This window comes from Kitasatospora sp. A2-31 (assembly GCF_022288725.1).
GTDB lineage: Bacteria > Actinomycetota > Actinomycetes > Streptomycetales > Streptomycetaceae > Kitasatospora.
In genome coordinates this window covers 1-24,573 of the sequence record NZ_JAKNTA010000022.1, presented here as the reverse complement: position 1 = coordinate 24,573, position 24,573 = coordinate 1, and the positions used below count along the sequence as shown (strand labels likewise).

Sequence of the window (24,573 nt, the reverse complement as noted above, 5' to 3'; positions counted from 1 at the left end):
GGAGCCCGAGAGGTCGTCATCGGCGTCCCAGCGCCCGGCGGGCGTAGGAGAACGTCACCGCGCCGACCAGGGGGCCCCAGGCGACCAGCGGGAGGTAGGAGAGGGTCATGACGACGCCGCCGAAGCCGTGGGGGGCGTCCGGGCTGCTCATGTTGGCCGCCCAGCCGCCGAAGAGAGCGGTCGCACCGAGCCAGGTCAGGACGGCCGAGCCGAGGGCGGCCGGGACGACCGCGGCGAGTGGGCGGACCTTTCGGCCGCCCAACAGCGGGATCCAGCGCGGCACCACCTCGCCCCAGGGCCGGACCAGACCGAGGGTGAGGAAGGCCAGGAACTCGGCCAGACCGCTCAGCACCAGGACGTAGACGGTGCCCCAGCCCGGGGTGTGGCGCTCGAAGGCCGCGGCCGTCTCGCCGCTGAAGCCGACCGGGATGCCCAGCCCCAGGGCGATCCGCCACAGCCCGGACGGCACGGTCGTCCAGACGGTGGCCTTGGCGGCGAGCTCGGCCCAGCGCGGTGCGGGGGCGGAGGTGCGGGCAGGTGCTCCGGCCACCGGGCCGGTGCCGGCGGTGCGGGCCCCGGCCCCGGTCGGGGCGCGGCGGGCGGTCGTGGTCATGGCGGTCTGCTCCCTTCCGGACGGCCCCGGTGGCCGGTCCGACGGGATGAGCCTGCCGCTGGGGCGGCGGCCCCCGGCAGTGCCGATCGGCAGGTTCTTCGGGGCTCGGAACAGGACGCAGGAATGTGCCGATCGGCAGAGGCGTGGGCCAGCGAGACCTTCGTATGGTTGCGACACGAAGGGAGGCGACGATGAGTCAGATGCTCGCGCTGGCGGTTCCGCTGGTGCTGCTGGTCGGGTGGTCGATGCGCGCCCGGTACGGGGTGGTGGCCGTCGCCGGGGCCGCGGGGCAGGTGTCGGTGGCTGTCACCGCCGGCGTCTGGGCGGCCGGCCGCTGGCCGGAGGAGGACCGCTGGACGGGCGCGGTCGGGCTGGCCGAGATCGCCTGCCTGCTCCTGCTGCTGGTGCTCACGCTCCGCACCGAGAGCGGCCGGCGCTCGGCCGTCGTGGCCTACACGATCGGCGGTGCGGTGGCGCTCTGGCCCTCCCGGTTCGAGGCGATCTCGGGGCCCACGTCCTGGCTGACGCTCTTCGGGTTCGGCTCGGCCCTGGCGCTGCCGACGGTGCTGGTCGGGCTCTACCTGCGGGGGATGGACGACGACCGGCGGCGCTCGGTGGCGGCGGGCCGTCGCGCCCAGCGGCTCGAACTCGCCCACGACCTGCATGACTTCGTGGCGCACGACGTCAGCGCAATGGTGGCTCAGGCACAGGCGGGGATGGTCCTCGCGGCCTCCGATCCAGTGCGGGCGGCGGCACTCTTCGAGCGGATAGAGCGGGCCGGGCAGCAGGCGCTGACCTCGCTCGACCGGACCGTCCGCCTGCTGCGCAGCGACGAGGCGGACCTGCCCGAGCGGGGCCCGCGGCCCGGCCTGGCCGAACTCTCCTCGCTGACGGAGAGGTTCGCGGAGTCCGGTGGAGCCGTCGTGCGGCTGGACGCCCCGGCGGACCAGGACATCCCTCGCGAGGTCGCGGCGACGGCGTACCGGATCGTGGTCGAGGCGCTGACCAACGTCCGTCGGCATGCACCCACGGCGCGCGAGGTCGATGTCCGGGTGCGACGCGAGGGACGGTGGCTGGAGGTGCTGGTGCGGGACGACGGAGGCGGGCCCCTGCCCTCCGCCCCACGCACGGGCGATCCGCGGCGGGGCGGCAGCGGGCTGGCCGGGCTGGGGGCCAGGGTCGAGGCGCTGGGCGGGACGCTCCGGTCAGGACGGGCGCAGGCCGGCGGATGGCAGGTGAAGGCGACGATGCCCTTGGAAGGGCGATGAGCACGGGAGGGACGGCGATGAGCATCCGGGTCCTGCTCGCCGACGACGACGAGGCGATCCGCAGCGCGTACGGGATCATCCTGGACGCCGAGCCGGACATCGAGGTGGTGGGTGAGGCCGCGGACGGTGCCGCCGCTGTGGAGGCGGCCCATCGGCTCCGGCCGGACGTGATCCTCGCCGACATCCGCATGCCCAGAATGGACGGACTGGAGCTGACCCGGCAGCTGAGTGGGGAGTTCCGGGTGGTCGTGGTGACCACCTTCGACCTGGACGAGTACGTCCACACGGCGATCCGGTCCGGTGCGGCCGGCTTCCTGCTGAAGCGCTCGGGGCCGACGCTCCTGGCGGAGGCGGTTCGGGCGGCGGTCGCAGGTGACGCGCTGGTCAGCCCGCAGATCACCGTCAGGCTGTTGCGGGAGCTCTCCGGGCGGGACCGGAGCGAAGAACGGAGTCGGGAACAGCATCAGTCGTTGCCGAACGATCGGAGGCAGGACGGCGACGGCAAGGGGCACGCCGGACGGAGCCGGCGTAGCGAGCAGGGCCGGATCGGATGGCCGCGACCGTTGTTCGTCGAGGAGCTCACCGCCCGCGAGACGGAGGTCGCTCAGCTGGTTGCCGATGGTGCGACCAATGCAGAGATCGGTGCGCAGCTCTTCATCACCGCCGGGACGGTGAAGAACCACCTCGCCGCGATCCAGCGCAAGATCGGCGCCCGGAACCGGGTCGGCATCGCGGCCTGGGTCTGGGAGACCGGAGCCTGAGCGCCGCGGGGCTTGTGAACGAAGGGTCAAGCGAGCGTTCGCCGGCCCGCCACCCCTGCGAGTGAGCCGCTATAACACGTCAACATGACGCCCGGAAATTTGCGCGGAGCAAGGCATAGTTGATATAGGAGCGCGGCCCTGACCAGCCGGTTCGCAGATGAATGCGACTGGTTGCGACCATTTGACTCCTTTGCGTTGACAAATCTGGGCATGTTCACCTTCGTCACCATTCAAGAGGTGGCGTAGATCACAAAGTTCCCCTTGAACTGCGTGTCGCAGATCACAAGCCGACAGGCATAGGATGCGCTCGTTCCAGGCTTTGTGAACTGCCTCACATGAGGTGGATCTCGGGAACTGGAACACGGGTTCACCGCAGCGTGACCCGTCGGTTCCGATCTGCAGTCAAGGACGACTGGACGGAGGGAGCGGGGGCTATGAATGCCTACGCGCCGATCCTCGTACTCGGTGCCATCGCGGCGGCGTTCGCGGTCGGCTCCGTCGTGATGGCCTCACTGACCGGCCCCAAGCGCTACAACCGGGCCAAGCTGGAGGCGTACGAGTGCGGCATCGAGCCGACCCCGCAGCCCGTGGGCGGCGGTCGGTTCCCGATCAAGTACTACCTGACGGCGATGCTCTTCATCGTCTTCGACATCGAGATCGTCTTCCTCTACCCGTGGGCGGTGAGCTTCGACGCCCTGGGGATCTTCGGGCTGATCGAGATGCTCCTGTTCATCGCCACCGTCTTCGTCGCGTACGCCTACGTGTGGCGCCGCGGCGGCCTGGAGTGGGACTGAGTGCCGCGCGGCCACCGACCCGCCGCCGACCTGCCGCCGACCTTGTGAACGGGTGGACAAGCCCGAACGGCCGTAGCAAAAACAGGACTTGAGGGCATTGAGAGGGATCTGATGGGAATCGAGGAGAAGCTGCCGAGCGGCTTTCTGCTCACCAGCGTGGAGACGGCCGCCGGCTGGGTGCGCAAGGCGTCCGTCTTCCCGGCCACCTTCGGGCTGGCCTGCTGCGCGATCGAGATGATGACCACCGGGGCCGGCCGCTACGACCTGGCCCGGTTCGGCATGGAGGTCTTCCGGGGGTCCCCCCGGCAGGCCGATCTGATGATCGTGGCGGGCCGGGTCAGCCAGAAGATGGCCCCGGTGCTGCGCCAGGTGTACGACCAGATGCCCAACCCGAAGTGGGTCATCTCGATGGGCGTCTGCGCCTCGTCGGGCGGGATGTTCAACAACTACGCAATCGTCCAGGGCGTGGACCACATCGTCCCGGTGGACATCTACCTGCCCGGTTGTCCGCCCCGGCCGGAGATGCTGATGGACGCCATCCTGAAGCTGCACGACAAGATCCAGCACGAGCCCCTCGGCGTGAACCGCCGCCGGGCCGAGGAGTTGGGCGAGGCGCTGGCGCTGAAGGCCACCCCGGTGAGCGAGATGCGGGGGCAACTGCGATGAACGACCAGGTACCCGAGACCCGCCGTGAGCAGCCGCACCGCGAGATCCCCGTCGAGGTGGTCGGCCGGCGCCAGGGCATGTTCGGTGCCCAGGGCAGCGGTGACACCTCCGGCTTCGGTGGTCTCGCCGCCCCGATCGTCCTGCCGCCGGCCAGCCCGCGGCCCTACGGCGGCTGGTTCGACGAGGTCGCCGACGAGCTGGAGGGCGCCCTTGAGGAGCAGGGACTCGACCCGGCGGACGTGATCGAGAAGACCGTCGTCGACCGCTCCGAGCTCACCTTCCACATCGCTCGCGAGCACCTGCTGAAGACCGTCCGCACCCTGCGCGACGACCCGGCGCTCCGCTTCGAGCTCTGCCTCGGCGTGAGCGGCGTGCACTACCCGGGCGACCAGGGGCGCGAGCTGCACGCGGTCTACCACCTGCGCTCGATCACCCACGGCCGGCTGATCCGGCTGGAGGTGACGGCGCCGGACGCCGACCCGAGGATCCCCTCCGTCGTCAGCGTCTATCCGACGAACGACTGGCACGAGCGCGAGGCCTACGACTTCTTCGGCCTGGTCTTCGAGGACCACCCGGCGCTCACCCGCATCATGATGCCGGACGACTGGGTGGGCCACCCGCAGCGCAAGGACTACCCGCTCGGCGGCATCCCCGTCGAGTACAAGGGCGCCCAGATCCCGGCGCCCGACCAGCGGAGGTCGTACAGCTGATGAGTACTCAGCACTTCGAAGAGGCAGCGGCGGAACAGGCGGAGGCCCGCGAAACCACCGAAGGCCGGGTCTTCACGGTCACCGGCGGCGACTGGGGCGAGGTGGTCGAGGCCATCGGCCGGGCCGACGACGAACGCATCATCGTCAACATGGGCCCCCAGCACCCGTCCACCCACGGCGTGCTGCGGCTGATCCTGGAGATCGACGGCGAGACGGTGAAGGGGGCCCGCTGCGGCATCGGCTACCTCCACACCGGCATCGAGAAGAACATGGAGTTCCGCAACTGGGTCCAGGGCACCACCTTCGTGACCCGCATGGACTACGTCGCTCCGCTGTTCAACGAGGCCGCCTACTGCCTGGCGGTCGAGAAGCTGCTCGGCATCACGGACGACATCCCGGAGCGGGCCAGCGTCATCCGGGTGCTGATGATGGAGCTCAACCGGATCTCCTCGCACCTGGTCTGCATGGCCACCGGCGGGATGGAGATCGGCTCCACCACCCTGATGGTCTACGGCTTCCGCGACCGCGAGCTCATCCTGGACATCTTCGAGCTGGTCACCGGCCTGCGGATGAACCACGCGTACATCCGCCCCGGCGGTCTCGCCCAGGACCTCCCGCCCGGCGCGGTCGACCGGATCCGCGAGACGGTCAGGACGCTCCGCTCCCGGATGCACGAGTACGACAAGCTGGCCGCAAGCAACCCGCTGTTCAAGGCCCGCCTGGTAGACGTCGGCTTCCTCGACCTGCCCGGCTGCGTGGCGTTGGGCGCCACCGGCCCGGTCCTGCGGGCCACCGGCCTGCCGCACGACCTGCGCAAGTCCGACCCGTACTGCGGGTACGAGGACTACGACTTCGAGGTGGCGATCGCGGACAGTGCCGACTCCTACGGCCGCTTCCTGATCCGCCTGGAGGAGATGCGCCAGTCGCTGCGGATCGTCGAGCAGTGCCTGGACCGGCTCCGGCCCGGCCCGGTCATGGTGGCCGACAAGAAGATCGCCTGGCCCGCTCAACTGGCCGTCGGCCCCGACGGCATGGGCAACTCGCTCGACCACATCCGCAAGATCATGGGCACCTCGATGGAGGCCCTGATCCACCACTTCAAGCTGGTCACCGAGGGCTTCCGGGTCCCGGTCGGTCAGGCCTACGCGGCGGTGGAGTCGTCCAAGGGCGAGCTGGGCGTCCACGTGGTCAGCGACGGCGGCACGCGCCCCTACCGGGTCCACTTCCGGGATCCGTCGTTCACCAATCTGCAGACGATGTCGGCGATGTGCGAGGGCGGCCAGGTCGCCGACGTGATCGTCGCGGTGGCCGGGATCGACCCGGTGATGGGAGGCGTGGACCGGTGACAGACGTCCAGTTGGGGATGCCGGCGCTGCCGGCCAAGCCGTACCCCGAGGAGGTGCGCGCCCGGCTCGCCGCGGACGCCGCCGAGCTGATCGGCCGCTACCCGCAGGCCCGGTCCGCGCTGCTGCCGCTGCTGCACCTGGTGCAGGCCGAGGAGGGCTTCGTCAGCCCGTCCGGCATCCGGTTCTGCGCCGAGCAGCTGGACCTCACCACCGCCGAGGTCACCGCGGTCGCGACCTTCTACACCATGTACCGCCGCCGGCCCGCCGGGAAGTACCACGTGGGGGTCTGCACCAACACCCTGTGCGCGGTGCTCGGCGGCGACCAGATCTTCGACGAGCTCCAGCAGCACCTCGGGATCCGCAACAACGAGACCACCGAGGACGGCGAGATCTCGATCGAGCACATCGAGTGCAACGCGGCCTGCGACTACGCCCCCGTCGTGATGGTCAACTGGGAGTTCTTCGACGACCAGACCCCGGAGAGCGCCAAACGGCTGGTCGACGACCTGCGGGCGGGCCGGGAGGTCCACCCCACCCGGGGCGCCCGGCTCTGCAGCTTCAAGGAGTCCGCGCGCATCCTGGCCGGCTTCCCCGACGAGCGCCCGGGCGCCGTCGACGAGTCCGGTGCCGGCGGCGCGCCCTCGCTGGCCGGTCTGCGCCTGGCCCGGGGCGAGGCGCTGCCCGGAACAGGCGGCACCAGGGTCGTCTCCCCCCGCCACGAGGGACTCCGCCCCGACGGCACCGGAACCGGCCACGAAGGGACCGAAGCGTGATGACCTCCGCCGAGCCGGCCGAGAAGCTGCTCACCCCCGTGCTCTCCGCCCCGTGGGACGACACCCGTCCCTGGACGCTCGACACCTACCGCCGCCACGCCGGTTACGAGGGCCTCCGAGCGGCCCTCGCCATGCCCCCGGACGACGTGATCGCGCTGGTCAAGGACGCCGGCCTGCGCGGCCGCGGCGGCGCCGGCTTCCCGACGGGCATGAAGTGGCAGTTCATCCCGCAGAACGACGGCAAGCCGCACTACCTGGTGGTCAACGCGGACGAGTCCGAGCCCGGTACCTGCAAGGACATCCCGCTGCTGTTCGCCAACCCGCACGCGCTGATCGAGGGCATGATCATCGCGTCCTACGCGATCCGCTGCGACCACGCCTTCATCTACCTGCGCGGCGAGGTCGTCCCGGTGCTGCGCCGCCTGCACGCGGCCGTCGCCGAGGCGTACCGGGCCGGGCTGCTGGGCCGCGACATCCTCGGCTCGGGCGTCGACCTCGACATCACCGTGCACGCCGGCGCCGGCGCCTACATCTGCGGCGAGGAGACGGCCCTGCTGGACTCGCTGGAGGGGCGCCGCGGCCAGCCCCGGCTGCGCCCGCCGTTCCCGGCCATCGCCGGCCTCTACGCCTGCCCGACCGTGGTCAACAACGTCGAGTCGATCGCCTCGGTGCCGGCGATCCTGGCCCGCGGCAAGGAGTGGTTCAAGAGCCTGGGCACCGAGAAGTCCCCCGGCTTCACGCTCTACTCGCTCTCCGGCCACGTCACCAATCCGGGCCAGTACGAGGCCCCGCTGGGCATCACACTGCGCCAGCTGCTGGACATCAGCGGCGGAATCCGGTCCGGCCACCGGCTCAAGTTCTGGACCCCGGGCGGGTCTTCCACCCCGATGTTCACCGACGAGCACCTCGACGTCCCGCTCGACTACGAGGGCGTCGGCGCGGCCGGCTCGATGCTCGGCACCAAGGCCCTGCAGATCTTCGACGAGACCACCTGCGTGGTCCGGGCCGTCACCCGCTGGACCGAGTTCTACGCCCACGAGTCCTGTGGCAAGTGCACGCCCTGCCGCGAGGGCACCTACTGGCTGGTCCAGCTGCTCAAGCGGATCGAGGCCGGCGAAGGCGTCGACGGCGACCTGGAGAAGCTGCTCGACATCGCCGACAACATCAACGGCAAGTCCTTCTGCGCCCTCGGCGACGGCGCGGCCAGCCCGATCGTCTCCTCGCTCCAGCACTTCCGGGCCGAGTACGAGCAGCACATCGCCGAGCGCCGCTGCCCGTTCGACCCGGCAGCCTCCACCGTCTGGGCCGACGGCCCCCGCCCCGGCCACCAGTCCGCCACCGAAAGGGAGGTGCACGCGTGACGATCACAGAGCCATCCACCTCCAAGGCGGCGGTCGAACTGGTCACGCTCACCATCGACGGCGTAGAAGTACAGGTCCCCAAGGGGACGCTGGTGATCCGGGCGGCCGAGCAGATCGGCACCCAGATCCCGCGCTTCTGCGACCACCCGCTGCTGGACCCGGCCGGCGCCTGCCGGCAGTGCATCGTCGAGATCGAGGGTCAGCGCAAGCCGGTCGCCTCCTGCACCATCCCGGTCGCCGAGGGCATGGTCGTGCGCACCCAGCTGAGCTCGCCGGTGGCCGAGAAGGCCCAGCGCGGCGTGATGGAGCTGCTGCTGATCAACCACCCGCTGGACTGCCCGGTGTGCGACAAGGGCGGCGAGTGCCCGCTGCAGAACCAGGCGATGTCCACCGGCGACGCCGACTCCCGCTTCGAGGGGATGAAGCGCACCTACGAGAAGCCGGTCCCGATCAGCAGCCAGGTGCTGCTGGACCGCGAGCGCTGCGTGCTCTGCGCCCGCTGCACCCGTTTCTCCCAGCAGATCGCCGGGGACCCGTTCATCGACCTGGTCGAGCGCGGCGCCCTCCAGCAGGTCGGCACCGGGCAGGGCGACGACTTCGAGTCCTACTTCTCCGGCAACACCATCCAGATCTGCCCGGTGGGCGCGCTCACCTCTGCGGCTTATCGTTTCCGCTCCCGGCCGTTCGACCTGGTCTCCTCGCCGAGCGTCTGCGAGCACTGCTCCTCCGGCTGCGCCCAGCGCACCGACCACCGGCGCGGCAAGGTGCTGCGCCGGCTGGCGGGGGAGGACCCGGCGGTGAACGAGGAGTGGAACTGCGACAAGGGCCGGTTCGCCTTCCGTTACGCCCAGCAGCGCGACCGGCTCACCACCCCCCTGGTCCGCGACCCCGGCACCGGTGAGCTCGTCACGGCCTCCTGGCCGGAGGCGCTCGCCCGGGCGGCCGGGGGCCTGCGCGGCTCCCGCACCGGCGTGCTCACCGGCGGCCGGGTCACCGTCGAGGACGCCTACGCCTACGGCAAGTTCGCCCGGGTGGTGCTCGGCACCAACGACGTGGACTTCCGGTCCCGCCCGCACAGCGGAGAGGAGGCCGACTTCCTGGCCGCCGCCGTCGCCGGCCGCGGGGTCGACCTGGACGGGGCCGGCGTCGCCTACCAGGACCTCGAGGCCGCGCCGGTCGTCCTGCTCGCAGGCCTGGAGCCCGAGGAGGAGTCGCCGATCGTCTTCCTGCGGCTGCGCAAGGCCGCCCGCGCCCGCGGCCTCAAGGTCTTCTCGATCGCCGCGTTCGGCTCCCGGGGCCTGGCCAAGCTGCGCGGCGCGCTGCTGCCCGCCGCCCCGGGCACCGAGCCCGAGTGGCTGGCCGCCCTGGCCGCCGACGAACCGCTGAACGACGACGCCGGCCGCGCCGCCGAGTTGCTGCGCACCCCCGGCGCCGTGATCCTGGCCGGCGAGCGGCTGGCCGCGGTCCCCGGCGCGCTCACCACGGCGCTGCGCCTGGCGCACGCGACCGGAGCCCGGCTCGCCTGGATCCCGCGCCGGGCCGGCGAGCGCGGCGCCGTCGAGGCCGGAGCGCTCCCGGGGCTGCTGCCGGGCGGCCGTCCGGTCGCGGCTCCGGCCGCCCGGGCCGAGGCCGCCGCCTCCTGGGGCGTGGCCGAGCTCCCGGCGCGGCTGGGCCGCGACACTGACCAGATCCTGGCCGCGGCCGCCTCCGGGGACCTCGACGCGCTGCTGGTCGGCGGTGTCGACCCGGACGACCTGCCGGACCCGGCGCTCGCCGAGGAGGCCCTGGCCGCCGTGCCGTTCGTGGTCTCGCTGGAGCTGCGCCCGTCCGCGGTCACGGCGCACGCCGACGTGGTGCTGCCGGTCGCCGCGGTGGCCGAGAAGTCCGGCACCTTCCTGGACTGGGAGGGCCGGGTGCGGATGTTCGAGGCCGCGCTCAAGCCGGACCAGCTGATGGGCCGCCACCTCCACCCGGACGTCAGGGTGCTGAACATGCTGGCCGACGCGATGGGCCACCGGCTCGGCCTGCCCGACGTCCGGTCGGCCCGCCTGGAGCTGGACCGCTTCGCCCCGTGGACCGGCGACCGGGCCACCGACCCGGCCGCGCACCCCGGACTCCTGCCCCGGCCGGCCACCGGCCAGGCGGTGCTCGCCGGCTGGCGCCAGCTGCTGGACAACGGCACGCTCCAGCAGGGCGACCCGCACCTGGCGGGTACCCGGCACCGGGCCGTCGCCCGCATCTCGCCGGCCACGGCCGAGGAGATCGGCGCGGCCGAGGGGCCCACGGCGGGGCTCCGGGTGACCGGTCCGGCCGGCTCGCTGACCCTCCCGGTGGAGATCACCAAGGACATCCCGGACCGCACGGTCTGGCTCCCGCTCAACTCCACTCCCGGCGGCGCCCACCGCACCCTCGGAACCACGGTCGGCCACCTGGTCACCGTGGCACCTGAAGCCGTCGCCGCGCCCGTCACCGCCGCGCCCGTCACCGCCGCGCCCGTCACCGCCGCGCCCGTCACCGCCGCGCCCGTCACCGCCGCGCCCGTCACCGCCGCGCCCGTCACCGCCGCGCCCGAGACCGCCGAGCCCGAGACCGCCGTGCCCGAGACCGCAGGGACCGCACGGCCCGCACCCGACGCCCCACCCGGCCGCCCCGCCGCCGCGGCCACCGCCCCCGCCGCCGACACCGCGTCCACCGCCGAGGCGGCCGGCGCCACCGACCCGTCTGCCACCGACCCGTCCGCCACCACCCCGGAGGAGGAGCAGTGAACCTCGCCGCGTACGAGACCCTGGGCTTCTTCGGCCGCGACCCCTGGTGGCTGGTGCTGCTCAAGGCGGTCTTCTGCTTCGCCTTCCTGGTCGGCACGGTCCTGGTGGCGATCGTCTGGGAGCGCAAGGTCGTCGCCTGGATGCAGCTGCGCATCGGCCCCAACCGGCACGGGCCGTGGGGCCTGCTGCAGTCCCTCGCGGACGGCGTGAAGCTGGCGCTCAAGGAAGACCTGGTGGTCAAGGGCGCCGACAAGGCGGTCTACATCCTGGCCCCGATCGTCTGCGCGATCCCCGCGTTCATGGCCATCGCGGTGATCCCGTTCGGCCCGGCCGACAACGAGGTGTCGATCTTCGGCACCCGGACGCCGCTCCAGCTGACCGACTTCCCGGTGGCGCTGCTCTACATCCTGGCCACCGCCTCCGTCGGCATCTACGGCATCGTGCTGGCCGGCTGGTCCTCCGGTTCGACCTACCCGCTGCTCGGCGGGCTGCGCTCGTCCGCCCAGATGATCAGCTACGAGATCGCGATGGGCCTGTCCTTCGCGGCGGTGTTCATCTACTCCGGCTCGATGTCCACCTCGGAGATCGTCGCCTCGCAACAGCCGACCTGGTTCGCGGTGCTGCTGCCGGTGTCGTTCATCGTCTACGTCGTCTCGATGGTCGGGGAGACCAACCGGGCCCCGTTCGACCTGCCGGAGGCCGAGGGCGAGCTGGTCGGCGGCTTCAACACCGAGTACTCCTCGCTGAAGTTCGCGATGTTCATGCTGGCCGAGTACGTCAACATGGTCACCGTCTCCGCGGTCGTCTCGACGCTCTTCCTGGGCGGTTGGCGGGCGCCCTGGCCGATCTCCGCCTTCTGGGAGGGGGCGAACCACGGCTGGTGGCCGATGCTCTGGATCATCCTCAAGATCCAGGTGGTGCTCTTCTTCTTCATCTGGCTGCGCGGCACGCTGCCCCGGCTCCGCTACGACCAGTTCATGAAGCTGGGCTGGAAGGTGCTGATCCCGGTCTCGCTGGTCTGGCTGGTCATGGTGGCCACCGTCCGGGCGCTGCGCAACGAGGGCTACGACTTCGGCCAGGTGGTGCTGTACGTCGGCGCCCCGGTCGGCGCGATCCTGCTGCTCGCCCTGCTGCGCGACCTCCTCAGGCGCAAGCCCGAGGAGCCGACCGAGCCGCCCGCCGCCGAGTTCGACCCGATGGCCGGCGGGTACCCGGTGCCCCCGCTGCCCGGCCAGGAGCTCCCGCCGGTCCCGCGCCGGCGCAGCCGGGCTCCGAAGCAACTCCAGGACGCCCTCAACGGGGCCGACCATTCCGAAGGGAGCTGAGCGCGATGTCGTCCGACCAGAACGGCAGTGGCGACCGGCCGGAGCGGACCGACAGGCCCTCCATCCTCGGGCCCGCCGCGGGTTTCGGCGTGACCTTCAAGGCCATGTTCAAGAAGCGGTTGACCGAGCAGTACCCGGAGGAGAAGAAGCCGACCGCGCCGCGCTTCCACGGCCGCCACCAGCTGAACCGGCACCCCGACGGCCTGGAGAAGTGCGTCGGGTGCGAGCTCTGCGCCTGGGCCTGCCCGGCCGATGCGATCTACGTGGAGGGCGCGGACAACCGGGACGAGGAGCGCTACTCGCCCGGCGAGCGCTACGGCGCCGTCTACCAGATCAACTACGCGCGCTGCATCCTCTGCGGCCTCTGCATCGAGGCCTGCCCGACCCGCGCGCTCACCATGACCAACGAGTACGAGCTGGCCGACTCCTCGCGCCGGGACCTCATCTTCACCAAGGAGCAACTGCTGGTCGGCCTCTCCGAAGGGATGGTCGACAGCCCGCACGCGATCTTCCCGGGCGCCGACGAGGGCGCGTACTACCGGGGCGAGATCACCGCGGCCGCGCCCGGCACGGTCCAGCAGGAGCGCACCCTGCGGGAGAAGGAGGCGCAGCAGTGACCCCGCTGAACCTGGCCGCAGCCCAGGCGGCCGTCACCGGTGCGACCTCCACCGGAGAGGCCGTGCAGTTCTGGGTGCTCGCGGTGATCGCCGTCGGCGGCGCGCTCGGCATGCTGCTGATGCGCAAGGCCGTGCACAGCGCACTCTGCCTGGCGGCCACCATGCTCGCCCTGGCGGTCTGTTACATGGCCCAGGGCGCGGTCTTCCTGGGTGTGGTGCAGATCGTCGTCTACACCGGCGCGATCATGATGCTCTTCCTCTTCGTGGTGATGCTGGTCGGCGTTACCAGCGCCGACTCGCTGAAGGAGCAGCTGAAGGGCCAGCGGTTCGCCGCGGTGCTCTGCGGCCTCGGCTTCGGCGTGCTGCTGATCGCCGGTATCGCCAACGCCAAGCTGAACACCTTCACCGGCCTGGCCGAGGCCAACGCCGAGGGCAACGTCCAGGGCCTGGCACGGCTGATCTTCACCAAGTACGTCTGGGCCTTCGAGGTCACCGGCGCCCTGCTGATCACGGCCGCGATCGGCGCCATGGTGCTGACCCATCGCGAGCACGTGAAGGCCCCGAAGACCCAGCGCGAGCTGGCCGCCCAGCGGGTCAAGGACAACATCCAGCTCTCGCCGCTGCCCGCGCCCGGCGTCTACGCCCGGCACAACGCGGTGGACATCCCCGCCCTGCTGCCGGACGGCACCGTCGCCGACAGCTCGGTGATGGAGACCCTGCGGGAGCGCGGCCAGGTCCGCGACGTCAGCCAGGAGATGCTGCGGCGGATGGCCGAGCTGGAGGAGACCACCGCCGACTGGCTGGGCCGCCCGCACTCCGAGCGCCCGCCGGTGGCCGGCCCGCGCAAGCAGTTGGAGGGCGGCGCGGCGCCCGGGCCCAGGGAGCTGGAGCCGGTGGCCCCGAACAACCACACCGTGCCGAACGGCCAGGACGAGGAGGATGCGGAGTGAATCCCGTCAACTACCTCTATCTCTCAGCCCTGTTGTTCACCATCGGTGCCTCGGGCGTGCTGATCCGGCGCAACGCGATCGTCCTGTTCATGTGCGTGGAGCTGATGCTCAACGCCGCGAACCTGGCGCTGGTCACCTTCTCCCGGCTGCACGGCAACCTGGACGGGCAGATCATCGCGTTCTTCACCATGGTGGTCGCGGCGGCCGAGGTCGTGGTGGGCCTCGCCATCATCGTCTCCATCTTCAGGACCAGGCACTCCGCTTCGGTCGACGACAGCAACCTGATGAAGCTGTAGGCGGAGGGCCTTCGGTGAACTCTCTCATTCCGCTGCTGGTGGCGGCTCCGCTGGCCGGCGCTGCCCTGCTCCTGCTCGGTGGGCGCGCCTTCGACCGGTTCGGCCACTGGCTGGCCACCGGGCTGGCCGCGCTCTCCTTCGGCTTCGGCCTCGCGCTCTTCTCCGACATGCTGGGCCGGCCCGGCGACGAACGCGCCGTCACCGAGCGGCTGTTCACCTGGATCCCGGTGAACGGCTTCCAGGCCGACATCGCGTTCCAGCTCGACCAGCTCTCGATCACCTTCGTCCTGCTGATCACCGGCGTCGGCACGCTGATCCACCTCTACTCGGTGGGCTACATGGCGCACGACGAGCGCCGGCGCCGCTTCTTCGCCTACCTGAACCTCTTCCTGGCGGCCATGCTGCTGCTGGTGCTCGCGAACAACTACCTGCTGCTGTACTTCGGTTGGGAGGGCGTCGGCCTCGCCTCGTACCTGCTGATCGGCTTCTGGCAGCACAAGCCGAGCGCCGCGACGGCCGCCAAGAAGGCGTTCATCGTCAACCGGGTCGGCGACATGGGCCTCTCCATCGCGATCATGTTGATGTTCGCCGAGTTCGGCACCTTCGGCTTCGGGCCGCTGCTCGGCTCGGAGGGTTCGACCGGCATGGCGGGCGGGGCGACCGAGGGCAAGCTGACCGCGATCGCGCTGATGCTGCTGCTGGCGGCCTGCGGCAAGTCCGCCCAGGTGCCGCTGCAGTCCTGGCTCGGGGACGCGATGGAGGGCCCGACCCCGGTCTCGGCCCTGATCCACGCGGCCACCATGGTGACCGCCGGCGTCTACCTGATCGTCCGCTCCGGCCCCATCTTCAACCTGGCGCCCGACGCCCAGACCGCCGTGGTGGTGGTCGGCGCGGTCACGCTGCTCTTCGGTGCGATCGTCGGTTGCGCCAAGGACGACATCAAGAAGGCGCTGGCCGGCTCGACCATGTCGCAGATCGGCTACATGGTCCTGGCGGCCGGCCTCGGTCCGATCGGCTACGCCTTCGCGATCATGCACCTGGTGACGCACGGCTTCTTCAAGGCCGGGCTGTTCCTCGGCGCCGGGTCGGTCATGCACGGCATGAACGACGAGGTGAACATGCGGCACTACGGCGGCCTGCGCAAGTACATGCCGATCACCTTCATCACCTTCGGCCTCGGCTACCTGGCCATCATCGGCTTCCCCGGCCTGTCCGGCTTCTTCTCCAAGGACAAGATCATCGACGCGGCCTTCGCCAAGGGCGGGACCGAGGGCTGGATCCTCGGGCTCTGCACCTTGCTCGGCGCCGCCATCACCGCGTTCTACATGACCCGGGTGATGATCCTGACGTTCTTCGGTGAGAAGCGCTGGCAGCCGGACGCCGACGGCCACGACCCGCACCCGCACGAGTCGCCGAAGACCATGACCACCCCGATGATCCTGCTGGCCTTCGGCTCGGTCTTCGCGGGCGGCCTGTTCGTCCTGAACAACTCCTTCGTCAACTGGCTGGAGCCGGTCACCGGGCACCAGGAGGGCAACTCCCCGCTGACCCCGTTGACGGTCTCGGTGCTGGCCACGGTCTGCATGCTGATCGGCGTCGCGATCTCGTACCTGATGTACGGGCGCTCGGCCGTCCCCGTGGTGCCGCCGGTCGGCTCGCCGTTCACCCGGGCCGCCCGTCGTGACCTGCTCCAGGACGACTTCAACCACGCCGTCCTGGTCCGCCCCGGTTCGGCGCTGGCCGCGGCACTGGTCTACTTCGACAGCCGCGGCCTGGACGGCATCGTCAACGGCCTGGCCGCAGCCATCGGCGGAATCTCCAGCCGGCTGCGCCGGATCCAGAACGGCTACGTCCGTTCGTACGCGCTCTCCATGTTCGGCGGCACGCTGGTGCTGGTCGCCACGACTCTCCTGATGAGGTCCGTCTGATGAATAGGCCCAGTTCATCTCCGGGGGTGCGGCGATGAGTCACCTGTTGACCGTGACCTGCGCCGTCCCGGCCGCGGGCGCGGTGCTCACCGCGGCGCTGCCCGCCGGGTCCACCGCGGCCCGGCGGCGGACCACCAAGGCCGTCGCGCTCGCGACCTCGGCCGTCACCCTGGCCCTGGCGGCCACGGTGGCGGGCCGGTTCGACCCGGCCGGCGCGCGCTACCAGCTGACGGAGTCCTACAGCTGGATCCGCTCGTTCGGCATCAGCTTCTCGCTCGGCGTGGACGGCATCGGCACCGTGCTGGCGCTGCTCACCGCCGTCCTGGTCCCGATCGTGATGCTGGCCTCCTGGCACGACGCCGACCCGCCCGGCCAGGAGTCGCCCGACGGGTCGTTCGAGAACCGGCGGCGGACCCAGGGCTTCTTCGCACTGATCCTGGCAGTGGAGGCGATGGTGATCGTCTCCTTCTACGCCACCGACCTCTTCGTCTTCTACGTGTTCTTCGAAGCCATGCTGATCCCGATGTACTTCCTGATCGGCGGCTTCGGGGACCGGGCCGGGGGCCCGGAGTCGGCGCGCCAGCGCTCCTACGCGGCCGTGAAGTTCCTCCTCTACAACCTGCTCGGCGGTCTGGTCATGCTGGCCGCCGTGGTCGGCTTCTACGTGATCGCGCAGGACCAGGGCTTCGGCACCTTCGACCTGCCGACGCTCACCTCGGCGATCGCCGACGGGAAGCTGGTGCTCAGCGGCACCGCGGAGAAGGCCCTGTTCCTCGGCTTCTTCTTCGCCTTCGCGGTGAAGGCCCCGCTCTGGCCGCTGCACACCTGGCTGCCGAACGCGATGGGCGAGGCCACCGCCGGGACGGCCGTCCTGATCACCGCGGTGGTGGACAAGGTCGGCACCTTCGCGATGCTCCGCTTCTGCCTCGGTCTCTTCCCGGACGCCTCGAAGACCTTCGCCCCGGCGATCCTGGTCCTCTCACTGATCGGGATCGTCTACGGCGCACTGCTGGCGGTCGGGCAGAAGGACATCAAGCGGCTGGTGGCGTACGCCTCCATCTCGCACTTCGGCTTCATCATCATGGGCATCTTCGCGATGACCAGCCAGGGCCAGAGCGGCGCCACCCTCTACATGGTCAACCACGGCATCTCCACCGCCGCGTGGATGCTGGTCGCGGGCTTCCTGATCTCCCGCCGCGGCTCGCGCCTGATCGCCGACTACGGCGGCGTGCAGAAGGTCGCCCCGGTGCTCGCCGGGACGTTCCTGATCGGCGGCCTGGCCACCCTCTCGCTGCCCGGCCTCGCCCCGTTCGTCAGCGAGTTCCTGGTGCTGGTGGGCACCTTCACCCGGTACCCGGCGATCGGCATCGTCGCCACCTTCGGCATCGTGCTCGCCGCGCTCTACGCGCTGCTGCTCTACCAGCGCACGATGACCGGTCCGGTCAAGGCCGAGGTGAGCGCCATGCCCGACCTCAAGGCACGCGAACTCGCCGTCGTCGCCCCGTTGGTGGCCCTGACCATCCTGCTCGGTGTCTACCCGAAGCCGCTGACCGACATCGTCAACCCGGCGGTGGACGCGACGCTGACGCAGGTCCACCAGACCGACCCGGCCCCGGCCCACCCGGTCGCCGGCCACCCCGGAGCAGCCCCCTCAGGAGGTGAGCACAAGTGAGCACCACCGGATGGCTCGCCGCCGCGGGCGGCAACAGCCCGAGCATCCCGGCGCCGCATGTCGAGTACGGCCAGCTCTCCCCGATGCTGGTGGTGTTCGGCGCCGCCGTCGCCGGCATCCTGCTGGAGGCCTTCCTGCCCCGCCGGCACCGGCACTGGGCGCAGGTCTGGCTGGCGCTGATCGGCCTGGTCGGTGCCTTCACCGCCGTGGTGGTGCTCGCGGCCCAGGGCTACGGGTCGACCAAGGTGGACCTGTTGGCGATGGGCGCGGTCGCGCTGGACGGCCCCGCGCTCTTCCTCCAGGGCGTGATCCTGCTGGTCGCCGTGGTCGCCGTGCTGACCTACGCAGAGCGGCGACTGGAGCCGAAGGCCGGCGGCGAACCGGCCGACGCCTTCGCCGCGCAGGCCGCCGCCACCCCCGGCGGCGAGCAGGAGCGCGCGGCGGTCCGGGCCGGCCGCACCACCAGCGAGGTCTTCCCGCTCACCATGTTCGCGGTCGGCGGCATGCTGCTCTTCCCCGCCGCCAACGACCTGCTGACCATGTTCGTGGCGCTGGAGGTCCTCTCCCTCCCGCTCTACCTGCTCTGCGCGCTGGCCCGGCGCCGCCGGCTGCTCTCCCAGGAGGCGGCGGTCAAGTACTTCCTGCTGGGCGCCTTCGCCTCGGCGTTCTTCCTGTTCGGCACCGCCATGCTCTACGGGTACGCGGGAAGCGTGCGGCTCGGCGACATCTCCGACGTGATCTCCGGCAAGGCGCTCGCCACCCCCGCGCTGCTCTCCACCACCCAGAACGACGCACTGCTGCTGATCGGCCTGGCGATGCTCGCGGTCGGACTGCTCTTCAAGGTCGGCGCGGTGCCGTTCCACTCCTGGACCCCGGACGTCTACCAGGGAGCGCCGACGCCGGTCACCGGCTTCATGGCGGCCGCGACCAAGGTGGCCGCCTTCGGCGCCCTGCTGCGGTTGTTCTACGTCGCCTTCCCCGGCCTCCGGCTGGACTGGCGGCCGGTGATGTGGGGCGTGGCGATCCTGACCATGGTGGTCGGCGCGATCCTCGCCGTCACCCAGCAGGACGTGAAGCGGCTGCTCGCCTACTCCTCGATCGCGCACGCCGGGTTCATCCTGACCGGCGTGATCGCCACCAACAAGCAGGGCCTCGGCTCGGTGCTGTTCTACCTGCTGGCGTACTCCTTCGTGACGCTGGGCGCCTTCGCCGTGGTCACCCTGGTCCGGGACTCCAAGGGCGAGGCCACCCACCTGTCCAGCTGGGCCGGGCTGGGCCGGCGCTCCCCGCTCGTCGCCGGGGTCTTCGCGCTGTTCCTGCTGGCCTTCGCGGGCATCCCGCTGACCTCGGGCTTCACCGGGAAGTTCGCGGTCTTCCAGGCCGCGGCGGCAGGCGGCGCGACCCCGCTGGTGATCGTGGGCGTGCTCAGCTCGGCGGTGGCGGCGTTCTTCTACATCCGGGTCATCGTGCTGATGTTCTTCTCCGACCCGCAGCCCGGCGGGCCGACGGTGGTCATCCCGAGCGCCTTCACCGCCACCGCGATCGGCATGGGCGTCCTGGTCACCCTCGGACTCGGACTGCTGCCGCAGTACTTCCTGGACCTCGCGTCGAAGGCGTCGCTCTTCGTCCGCTGAGGCCTCGTCCGGAGTCGGTCGCAGACCCGTCAGGGGTCTGTCCGGGTCCCGTTCGGAGCGTGTCCGCGGGTCCGTCAGGTCCCCCGCCGGAAGGCTCGGAGGGGGCCCGCCGGGAGGCCCCTTCCGTCCGGGCCGCGCTTTATCCGCGCGGCCCGGACGAGTCGCCCCGGCATCGCGCCTGACCAGCCGATACAGCCCGACCATGACAGGACCCGCACGCCCGTGCAGTGATCCACTCGCGACCGGATACCCTGCCTGTATGGCCAGCGGCGGCACTCAGGGACCAGGCCGCTAGATCGACCAGGGACAGAGGAGTGGTCTTCGTGACCGTCGTGGGACCCTTTGGGCTCAGCGTGCAGGACCGCGATCTGACCCGCGACGTCCAGTACGGGATGGACGCGGTGGAGAACGCGCTCACCGAGGCCGTGAAGAGCGACGTCCCGTTCATCACCCTCACCGCCAGCCACCTGATGGAGGCCGGCGGCAAGCGCTTCCGCCCGCTGCTGGTGCTGCTCTCCGCCCAGTTCGGCGACGCCAACGCCCCGGGCGTGGTCCCGGCCGCCGTGGTGGTCGAGCTGACCCACCTGGCGACCCTCTACCACGACGACGTCATGGACGAGGCCCCGGTGCGCCGCGGCGCCCCCAGCGCCAACTCGCGCTGGGACAACTCGGTCGCCATCCTCACCGGCGACTTCCTCTTCTCCCGTGCCTCCCAGGTGCTCGCCGACCTCGGCCCCGACGCCGTCCGGCTCCAGGCCGACGCCTTCGAGCGGCTGGTCACCGGCCAGATCCTGGAGACCGCCGGCCCCGGGCCGGACGACGACCCGCTGCGCCACTACCTCGACGTGCTGGCCGGCAAGACCGGCTCCCTGATCGCCGTCTCCTGCCGGATAGGAGCACTCCTGGCCGGTGCCGAGCCGTGGGTGGTCGACATCCTCAGCGCCTACGGCGAGCGGATCGGCATCGCCTTCCAGCTGGCCGACGACGTGCTCGACATCGCCAGCGACGGCCACGAGTCCGGCAAGACTCCCGGCACCGACCTGCGCGAGGGCATCCCGACCCTGCCCACCCTGCTGCTCCAGCAGCTGCCGGTGGACGAGTCGGACCCGGCCGACGTGCGGCTGCGCGAGCTGGTCGCCGGCTCCCTCGACGACGACGAGCTGCACGCGGAGGCGCTGCGGCTGCTGCGCCGCCACCCCGCGCTGGAGCTCGCCCGCCGGGAGACCCTGCGGCACGCCGAGGAGGCCCGCGCGCTCCTCGACCCGCTGCCCGAGGGCCCGGCCAAGGAGGCGCTCCAGGGCCTCTGCGACGCGGTGGCCATCCGCACGATGTGACCGCCCGGGGGGAGCGGCCCGACGAAGTGGCCCGCCCGGCCCGCACGCCGGCCCCGGCCCGGCACGCCGGCCCCGGCCCGCACGCCGGCCCCGGTCCCACCCCGGCCCCGGTCCCACCCCGGCCCCCGGCCCCCGGTGCCCGGTGCCGCGCCCGGTGCGGTTGCGGGCCGTCCGGACCCCGGGCCGCCGATGGGATTCGCCGCCCGGCGCTGTCGCGAGTAGGGAAGACTGGCTCCGTCAGTCCAGCCCGCAGCCGCGCCAACCCGGAAGGCCACCATGCTTCGCGTCGTCATCGCCGAGGACTCCGTACTGCTCCGGGAGGGCCTCACCCGGCTGCTCACCGACCGGGGCCTGGAGGTCGTGGCGGGCGTCGGCGACGGCGAGGCCCTGCTCAAGGCCGTCCACGACCTGGCCACGGCCGGCACGCTGCCGGACGTCGTGGTCGCCGACGTCCGGATGCCCCCGACCCACACCGACGAGGGCGTGCGCGCCTGCGTCACGCTGCGCGGCCTCTACCCGGAGCTGGGCGTGCTGGTGCTGTCGCAGTACGTGGAGGAGAGGTACGCCTCCGAGCTGCTGGCCGGCTCCACCCGGGGCGTCGGCTACCTGCTGAAGGACCGCGTCGCCGAGGTCCGCGAGTTCGTGGACGCGGTGGTCCGGGTCGCCGAGGGCGGCACCGCGCTGGACCCGGAGGTGGTCCAGCAGCTGCTCAGCCGCAGCCGCAAGAGCGACGTACTGGCCGGGCTGACCCCGCGCGAGCGCGAGGTGCTGGGGCTGATGGCCGAGGGCCGGACGAACACCGCGGTGGCCAAGCAGCTGGTGGTGTCGGACGGCGCCGTGGAGAAGCACGTCAGCAACATCTTCCTCAAGCTGGGCCTGGCCCAGAGCCCGGAGGACCACCGCCGGGTGCTGGCCGTGCTCACCTACCTGAACTCCTGACCGCCCCGCGGTCACCCGTCCGCCGGCCCGGGCGGCCGCCCCTCCAGGAGCCCGGGCGGCCGTCGGCACTTACCCGCGACCCGCCCAGGCGACCGCCCGCACACCCGTCCGCGACCCGTCCGCGACCCGCCCGGGCGGCCGCCGGCAGCCCCGTCACCCGGGCGGCCGCCGAATTCGGTGCGCACCCGAACAAGCGTTCGCGGGCCCGGTATGGGAGCGCATGCCGCAGGCGTTGTACCTGGATACAGCGGCAGCGACATCGGCAGCTTCCTGCCGCATCGGTTAGTTCCGTCCCAGGCAATCCTCACCCGCATAGGATGCGAGAGGTGCACCAGGCGGACGGGGCACACGGCTCACGCCCGCGGCTGGTGCCCACGAGGAGGTCCGCGGCAGTGACCAGTCAGGTCGATCAGTCAGAAGCAGTGGACGGCCCGGGCGCCGAGGGCCGCCCCGGGCCCGGTGGCGGCCGATCCGGCCCCGCCGTGCCGGGCAGTCCGCAGCCTAGGCGCGCCAAGCCGATCCGCAGACTCGACCGGGTGATCATCCGGTTCGCCGGGGACTCCGGCGACGGCATGCAGCTCACCGGCGATCGCTTCACCTCGGAGACGGCGTCCTTCGGCAACGACCTCTCCACCCTGCCCAACTTCCCGGCCGAGATCCGGGCCCCCGCCGGCACGCTGCCTGGTGTCTCGTCCTTCCAGCTGCACTTCGCGGACCACGACATCCTGACCCCGGGGGACGCGCCCAACGTCCTGGTGGCGATGAACCCTGCCGCCCTCAAGGCCAACCTGCCGGACCTGCCACGCGGCGCAGAGATCATCGTCAACACCGACGAGTTCACCAAGCGCGCGCTGTCCAAGGTCGGCTACCCTGCGGACCCGCTGGCCGACGGCTCGCTGGAGGCGTACCACCTGCACAAGGTGCCCCTGACCACGCTGACGCTGGAGGCGCTCAAGGACAGCGGGCTCACACGCAAGGACGCCGAACGGGCGAAGAACATGTTCGCGCTGGGCCTGCTCTCCTGGATGTACCACCGGCCCACCCACGGCACCGAGTCCTTCCTGCGCAGCAAGTTCGCCAAGAAGCCGCAGATCGCCGAGGCCAACATCAGCGCCTTCCGGGCGGGCTGGAACTTCGGCGAGACCACCGAGTCGTTCGCGGTCTCCTACGAGGTGCCGCCGGCCAAGCTCCCGGCCGGACGCTACCGCAACATCTCCGGCAACCTGGCCCTCTCATACGGTCTGATCGCCGCCGCGCAGCGCGCCGGGCTGCCGCTCTACCTGGGCTCCTACCCGATCACTCCGGCCTCGGACATCCTGCACGAGCTCAGCAAGCACAAGAACTTCGGCGTCCGCACCTTCCAGGCCGAGGACGAGATCGCCGGCATCGGGGCGGCCCTCGGCGCCGCCTTCGGCGGCGCGCTCGGCGTCACCACCACCTCCGGCCCGGGCGTGGCGCTCAAGAGCGAGACCATCGGTCTGGCCGTGTCGCTCGAACTGCCGCTGCTGGTGGTCGACATCCAGCGCGGCGGCCCGTCCACCGGACTGCCGACCAAGACCGAGCAGGCGGACCTGCTGCAGGCGATGTTCGGCCGCAACGGCGAGGCGCCGGTGCCGATCGTCGCCCCGGCCACCCCGGCCGAGTGCTTCGACGCGGCGCTGGAGGCGGCCCGGATCGCGGTGACCTACCGCACCCCGGTCTTCCTGCTCTCCGATGGCTACCTGGCCAACGGCTCCGAGCCCTGGCGGATCCCGGAGGTCGAGGAACTTCCCGAGATCACCCCGGGCTTCGCGACCGGCCCGAACCGCGAGGACGGCTCGTTCTGGCCCTACCTGCGCGATCCGCAGACCCTGGCCCGCCCGTGGGCGGTGCCCGGCACGCCCGGTCTGGAGCACCGGATCGGTGGCATCGAGAAGCAGGACGGCACCGGCAACATCTCCTACGACCCCGCCAACCACGACTTCATGGTCCGCACCCGGCAGGCCAAGGTCGACGGAATCGCCGTCCGGCCGGTGGAGGTCGACGACCCGGACGGCGAGGCGCGGGTGCTGGTCCTCGGCTGGGGTTCGACCTACGGCCCGATCACCGCGGCCGTGCGGCGGGTCCGGGCGGACGGCGGCCGCATCGCCCAGGCCCACCTGCGGAACATCAACCCGTTCCCGGCCAACCTCGGTACGGTGCTGAGGAGTTACGAGAAGGTCATCGTTCCCGAGATGAACCTCGGGCAGCTGGCGCTGCTGCTGCGGGCCAGGTACCTGGTGGATGCGCAGTCCTACAACCAGGTGCGCGGACTTCCCTTCAAGGCAGCGCAGTTGGCCGACGTGCTGTGGGCGGCGATCGGTTCGGAGGGCGGTTCGCCCGCCGGTCCGCCCGCCGGTCCGCCGGCCGCTCCGCCTGCCGCGCAGGCTGGACCGCCGGCCGGTGCGAGCGTCGACACGACCGCCGGTTCGGCGAGCGAGGAGGACAACCGATGAGCGAGCAGCAGTTCCCCTCGCTGAAGCTGGTACCGAAGGCAGAAGCGCCGCAGAGCGCCAAGGACTTCAAGACCGACCAGGAAGTGCGCTGGTGCCCGGGCTGCGGTGACTACGCGATCCTGGCGGCGGTGCAGGCGTTCATGCCGGAGCTGGGGATCAAGCGGGAGAACACCGTCTTCGTCTCCGGGATCGGCTGCTCGTCCCGGTTCCCCTACTACATGAACACCTACGGGGTGCACTCGATCCACGGGCGCGCGCCGGCCATCGCCACCGGTCTGGCCTCCTCGCGGCAGGACCTCAGTGTCTGGGTGGTGACGGGCGACGGCGACGCACTGTCCATCGGCGGG

19 protein-coding genes and 2 pseudogenes are annotated in these 24,573 nt (G+C 71.4%); 20 read left to right on the top strand and 1 reads right to left on the bottom strand.

Features of this window, described 5'->3' with window-relative positions:
* Positions 1 to 16: 16 nt before the first annotated feature.
* Complete coding sequence (locus MCM47_RS35955; protein WP_238951219.1) at positions 17 to 613, bottom strand: hypothetical protein; 597 nt, start codon at positions 611 to 613, stop codon at positions 17 to 19.
* Between the two features lie 191 nt (positions 614 to 804).
* Here MCM47_RS35955 and MCM47_RS35950 point away from each other — a divergent pair, with 191 nt between their 5' ends.
* The 20 genes and pseudogenes from MCM47_RS35950 to MCM47_RS35855 form a co-directional block, all read left to right on the top strand.
* A complete protein-coding gene (locus tag MCM47_RS35950) occupies positions 805 to 1,881 on the top strand; it encodes a sensor histidine kinase (protein ID WP_238951218.1) in 1,077 nt (358 codons plus the stop codon).
* A gap of 17 nt (positions 1,882 to 1,898) precedes the next feature.
* Entirely contained in the window at positions 1,899 to 2,642 is a 744-nt protein-coding gene (locus MCM47_RS35945; RefSeq protein WP_238951217.1) for a response regulator transcription factor, read from the top strand.
* Positions 2,643 to 3,076: 434 nt separating this feature from the next.
* A complete protein-coding gene (locus MCM47_RS35940; RefSeq protein WP_238951216.1) occupies positions 3,077 to 3,436 on the top strand; it encodes an NADH-quinone oxidoreductase subunit A in 360 nt (119 codons plus the stop codon).
* Between the two features lie 111 nt (positions 3,437 to 3,547).
* Positions 3,548 to 4,102: an NADH-quinone oxidoreductase subunit B family protein gene (locus MCM47_RS35935; protein WP_238951215.1), complete on the top strand. Its 555-nt coding sequence runs from the start codon at positions 3,548 to 3,550 to the stop codon at positions 4,100 to 4,102.
* Positions 4,099 to 4,812: an NADH-quinone oxidoreductase subunit C gene (locus tag MCM47_RS35930; protein ID WP_238951214.1), complete on the top strand. Its 714-nt coding sequence runs from the start codon at positions 4,099 to 4,101 to the stop codon at positions 4,810 to 4,812. Before MCM47_RS35935 ends, MCM47_RS35930 begins: the two co-directional genes overlap by 4 nt.
* Entirely contained in the window at positions 4,812 to 6,158 is a 1,347-nt protein-coding gene (locus MCM47_RS35925; protein WP_238951213.1) for an NADH-quinone oxidoreductase subunit D, read from the top strand. The genes MCM47_RS35930 and MCM47_RS35925 overlap by 1 nt, the downstream gene beginning before the upstream one ends.
* Positions 6,159 to 6,175: 17 nt before the next feature.
* Positions 6,176 to 6,931: an NADH-quinone oxidoreductase subunit NuoE gene (gene nuoE, locus MCM47_RS35920; protein ID WP_238951251.1), complete on the top strand. Its 756-nt coding sequence runs from the start codon at positions 6,176 to 6,178 to the stop codon at positions 6,929 to 6,931.
* On the top strand, positions 6,931 to 8,292 hold the full coding sequence (gene nuoF, locus MCM47_RS35915) for an NADH-quinone oxidoreductase subunit NuoF (RefSeq protein WP_238951212.1): 1,362 nt from the start codon (positions 6,931 to 6,933) through the stop codon (positions 8,290 to 8,292). Before nuoE ends, nuoF begins: the two co-directional genes overlap by 1 nt.
* Positions 8,289 to 10,754: pseudogene (locus MCM47_RS35910) on the top strand (NADH-quinone oxidoreductase subunit G); the annotation flags it as partial. The gene nuoF and the pseudogene MCM47_RS35910, both read left to right, overlap by 4 nt.
* 299 nt (positions 10,755 to 11,053) lie before the next feature.
* Positions 11,054 to 12,382: an NADH-quinone oxidoreductase subunit NuoH gene (nuoH, locus tag MCM47_RS35905; RefSeq protein WP_238951211.1), complete on the top strand. Its 1,329-nt coding sequence runs from the start codon at positions 11,054 to 11,056 to the stop codon at positions 12,380 to 12,382.
* Between the two features lie 5 nt (positions 12,383 to 12,387).
* On the top strand, positions 12,388 to 12,999 hold the full coding sequence (nuoI, locus tag MCM47_RS35900; RefSeq protein WP_238951210.1) for an NADH-quinone oxidoreductase subunit NuoI: 612 nt from the start codon (positions 12,388 to 12,390) through the stop codon (positions 12,997 to 12,999).
* Positions 12,996 to 13,949 (top strand): NADH-quinone oxidoreductase subunit J, encoded by a 954-nt coding sequence (locus MCM47_RS35895; RefSeq protein WP_374209266.1) that lies wholly within the window; start codon positions 12,996 to 12,998, stop codon positions 13,947 to 13,949. Before nuoI ends, MCM47_RS35895 begins: the two co-directional genes overlap by 4 nt.
* Complete coding sequence (nuoK, locus tag MCM47_RS35890) at positions 13,946 to 14,245, top strand: NADH-quinone oxidoreductase subunit NuoK (RefSeq protein ID WP_238951209.1); 300 nt, start codon at positions 13,946 to 13,948, stop codon at positions 14,243 to 14,245. Before MCM47_RS35895 ends, nuoK begins: the two co-directional genes overlap by 4 nt.
* A 14-nt stretch (positions 14,246 to 14,259) precedes the next feature.
* Positions 14,260 to 16,173, top strand: coding sequence for an NADH-quinone oxidoreductase subunit L (gene nuoL / locus MCM47_RS35885; protein WP_238951208.1), 1,914 nt, complete (start codon positions 14,260 to 14,262; stop codon positions 16,171 to 16,173).
* A 34-nt stretch (positions 16,174 to 16,207) separates the two neighbouring features.
* Positions 16,208 to 17,845, top strand: coding sequence for an NADH-quinone oxidoreductase subunit M (locus tag MCM47_RS35880; protein ID WP_238949839.1), 1,638 nt, complete (start codon positions 16,208 to 16,210; stop codon positions 17,843 to 17,845).
* Complete coding sequence (nuoN, locus tag MCM47_RS35875) at positions 17,842 to 19,479, top strand: NADH-quinone oxidoreductase subunit NuoN (RefSeq protein WP_238949837.1); 1,638 nt, start codon at positions 17,842 to 17,844, stop codon at positions 19,477 to 19,479. Before MCM47_RS35880 ends, nuoN begins: the two co-directional genes overlap by 4 nt.
* A gap of 323 nt (positions 19,480 to 19,802) precedes the next feature.
* Positions 19,803 to 20,813 (top strand): polyprenyl synthetase family protein, encoded by a 1,011-nt coding sequence (locus MCM47_RS35870; RefSeq protein ID WP_238949836.1) that lies wholly within the window; start codon positions 19,803 to 19,805, stop codon positions 20,811 to 20,813.
* A gap of 276 nt (positions 20,814 to 21,089) precedes the next feature.
* The gene (locus MCM47_RS35865) at positions 21,090 to 21,752 is read left to right on the top strand and encodes a response regulator transcription factor (RefSeq protein WP_238949835.1); all 663 of its coding nucleotides are present in this window, start codon (positions 21,090 to 21,092) and stop codon (positions 21,750 to 21,752) included.
* Between the two features lie 368 nt (positions 21,753 to 22,120).
* A pseudogene (locus MCM47_RS35860) lies at positions 22,121 to 24,091 on the top strand (2-oxoacid:acceptor oxidoreductase subunit alpha); the annotation flags it as partial.
* Between the two features lie 131 nt (positions 24,092 to 24,222).
* On the top strand, positions 24,223 to 24,573 hold a 351-nt coding region (locus MCM47_RS35855), incomplete at its 3' end, for a thiamine pyrophosphate-dependent enzyme (protein WP_238951207.1).

Bases quoted from the DNA above. Each gene is read 5' to 3' on its own strand.
- MCM47_RS35955 (WP_238951219.1), bottom strand. From the start codon at position 613: ATGACCACGACCGCCCGCCGCGCCCCGACCGGGGCCGGGGCCCGCACC.
- MCM47_RS35950 (WP_238951218.1), top strand. From the start codon at position 805: ATGAGTCAGATGCTCGCGCTGGCGGTTCCGCTGGTGCTGCTGGTCGGG.
- MCM47_RS35945 (WP_238951217.1), top strand. From the start codon at position 1,899: ATGAGCATCCGGGTCCTGCTCGCCGACGACGACGAGGCGATCCGCAGC.
- MCM47_RS35940 (WP_238951216.1), top strand. From the start codon at position 3,077: ATGAATGCCTACGCGCCGATCCTCGTACTCGGTGCCATCGCGGCGGCG.
- MCM47_RS35935 (WP_238951215.1), top strand. From the start codon at position 3,548: ATGGGAATCGAGGAGAAGCTGCCGAGCGGCTTTCTGCTCACCAGCGTG.
- MCM47_RS35930 (WP_238951214.1), top strand. From the start codon at position 4,099: ATGAACGACCAGGTACCCGAGACCCGCCGTGAGCAGCCGCACCGCGAG.
- MCM47_RS35925 (WP_238951213.1), top strand. From the start codon at position 4,812: ATGAGTACTCAGCACTTCGAAGAGGCAGCGGCGGAACAGGCGGAGGCC.
- nuoE (WP_238951251.1), top strand. From the start codon at position 6,176: ATGCCGGCGCTGCCGGCCAAGCCGTACCCCGAGGAGGTGCGCGCCCGG.
- nuoF (WP_238951212.1), top strand. From the start codon at position 6,931: ATGACCTCCGCCGAGCCGGCCGAGAAGCTGCTCACCCCCGTGCTCTCC.
- nuoI (WP_238951210.1), top strand. From the start codon at position 12,388: ATGTCGTCCGACCAGAACGGCAGTGGCGACCGGCCGGAGCGGACCGAC.
- MCM47_RS35880 (WP_238949839.1), top strand. From the start codon at position 16,208: ATGAGTCACCTGTTGACCGTGACCTGCGCCGTCCCGGCCGCGGGCGCG.
- MCM47_RS35865 (WP_238949835.1), top strand. From the start codon at position 21,090: ATGCTTCGCGTCGTCATCGCCGAGGACTCCGTACTGCTCCGGGAGGGC.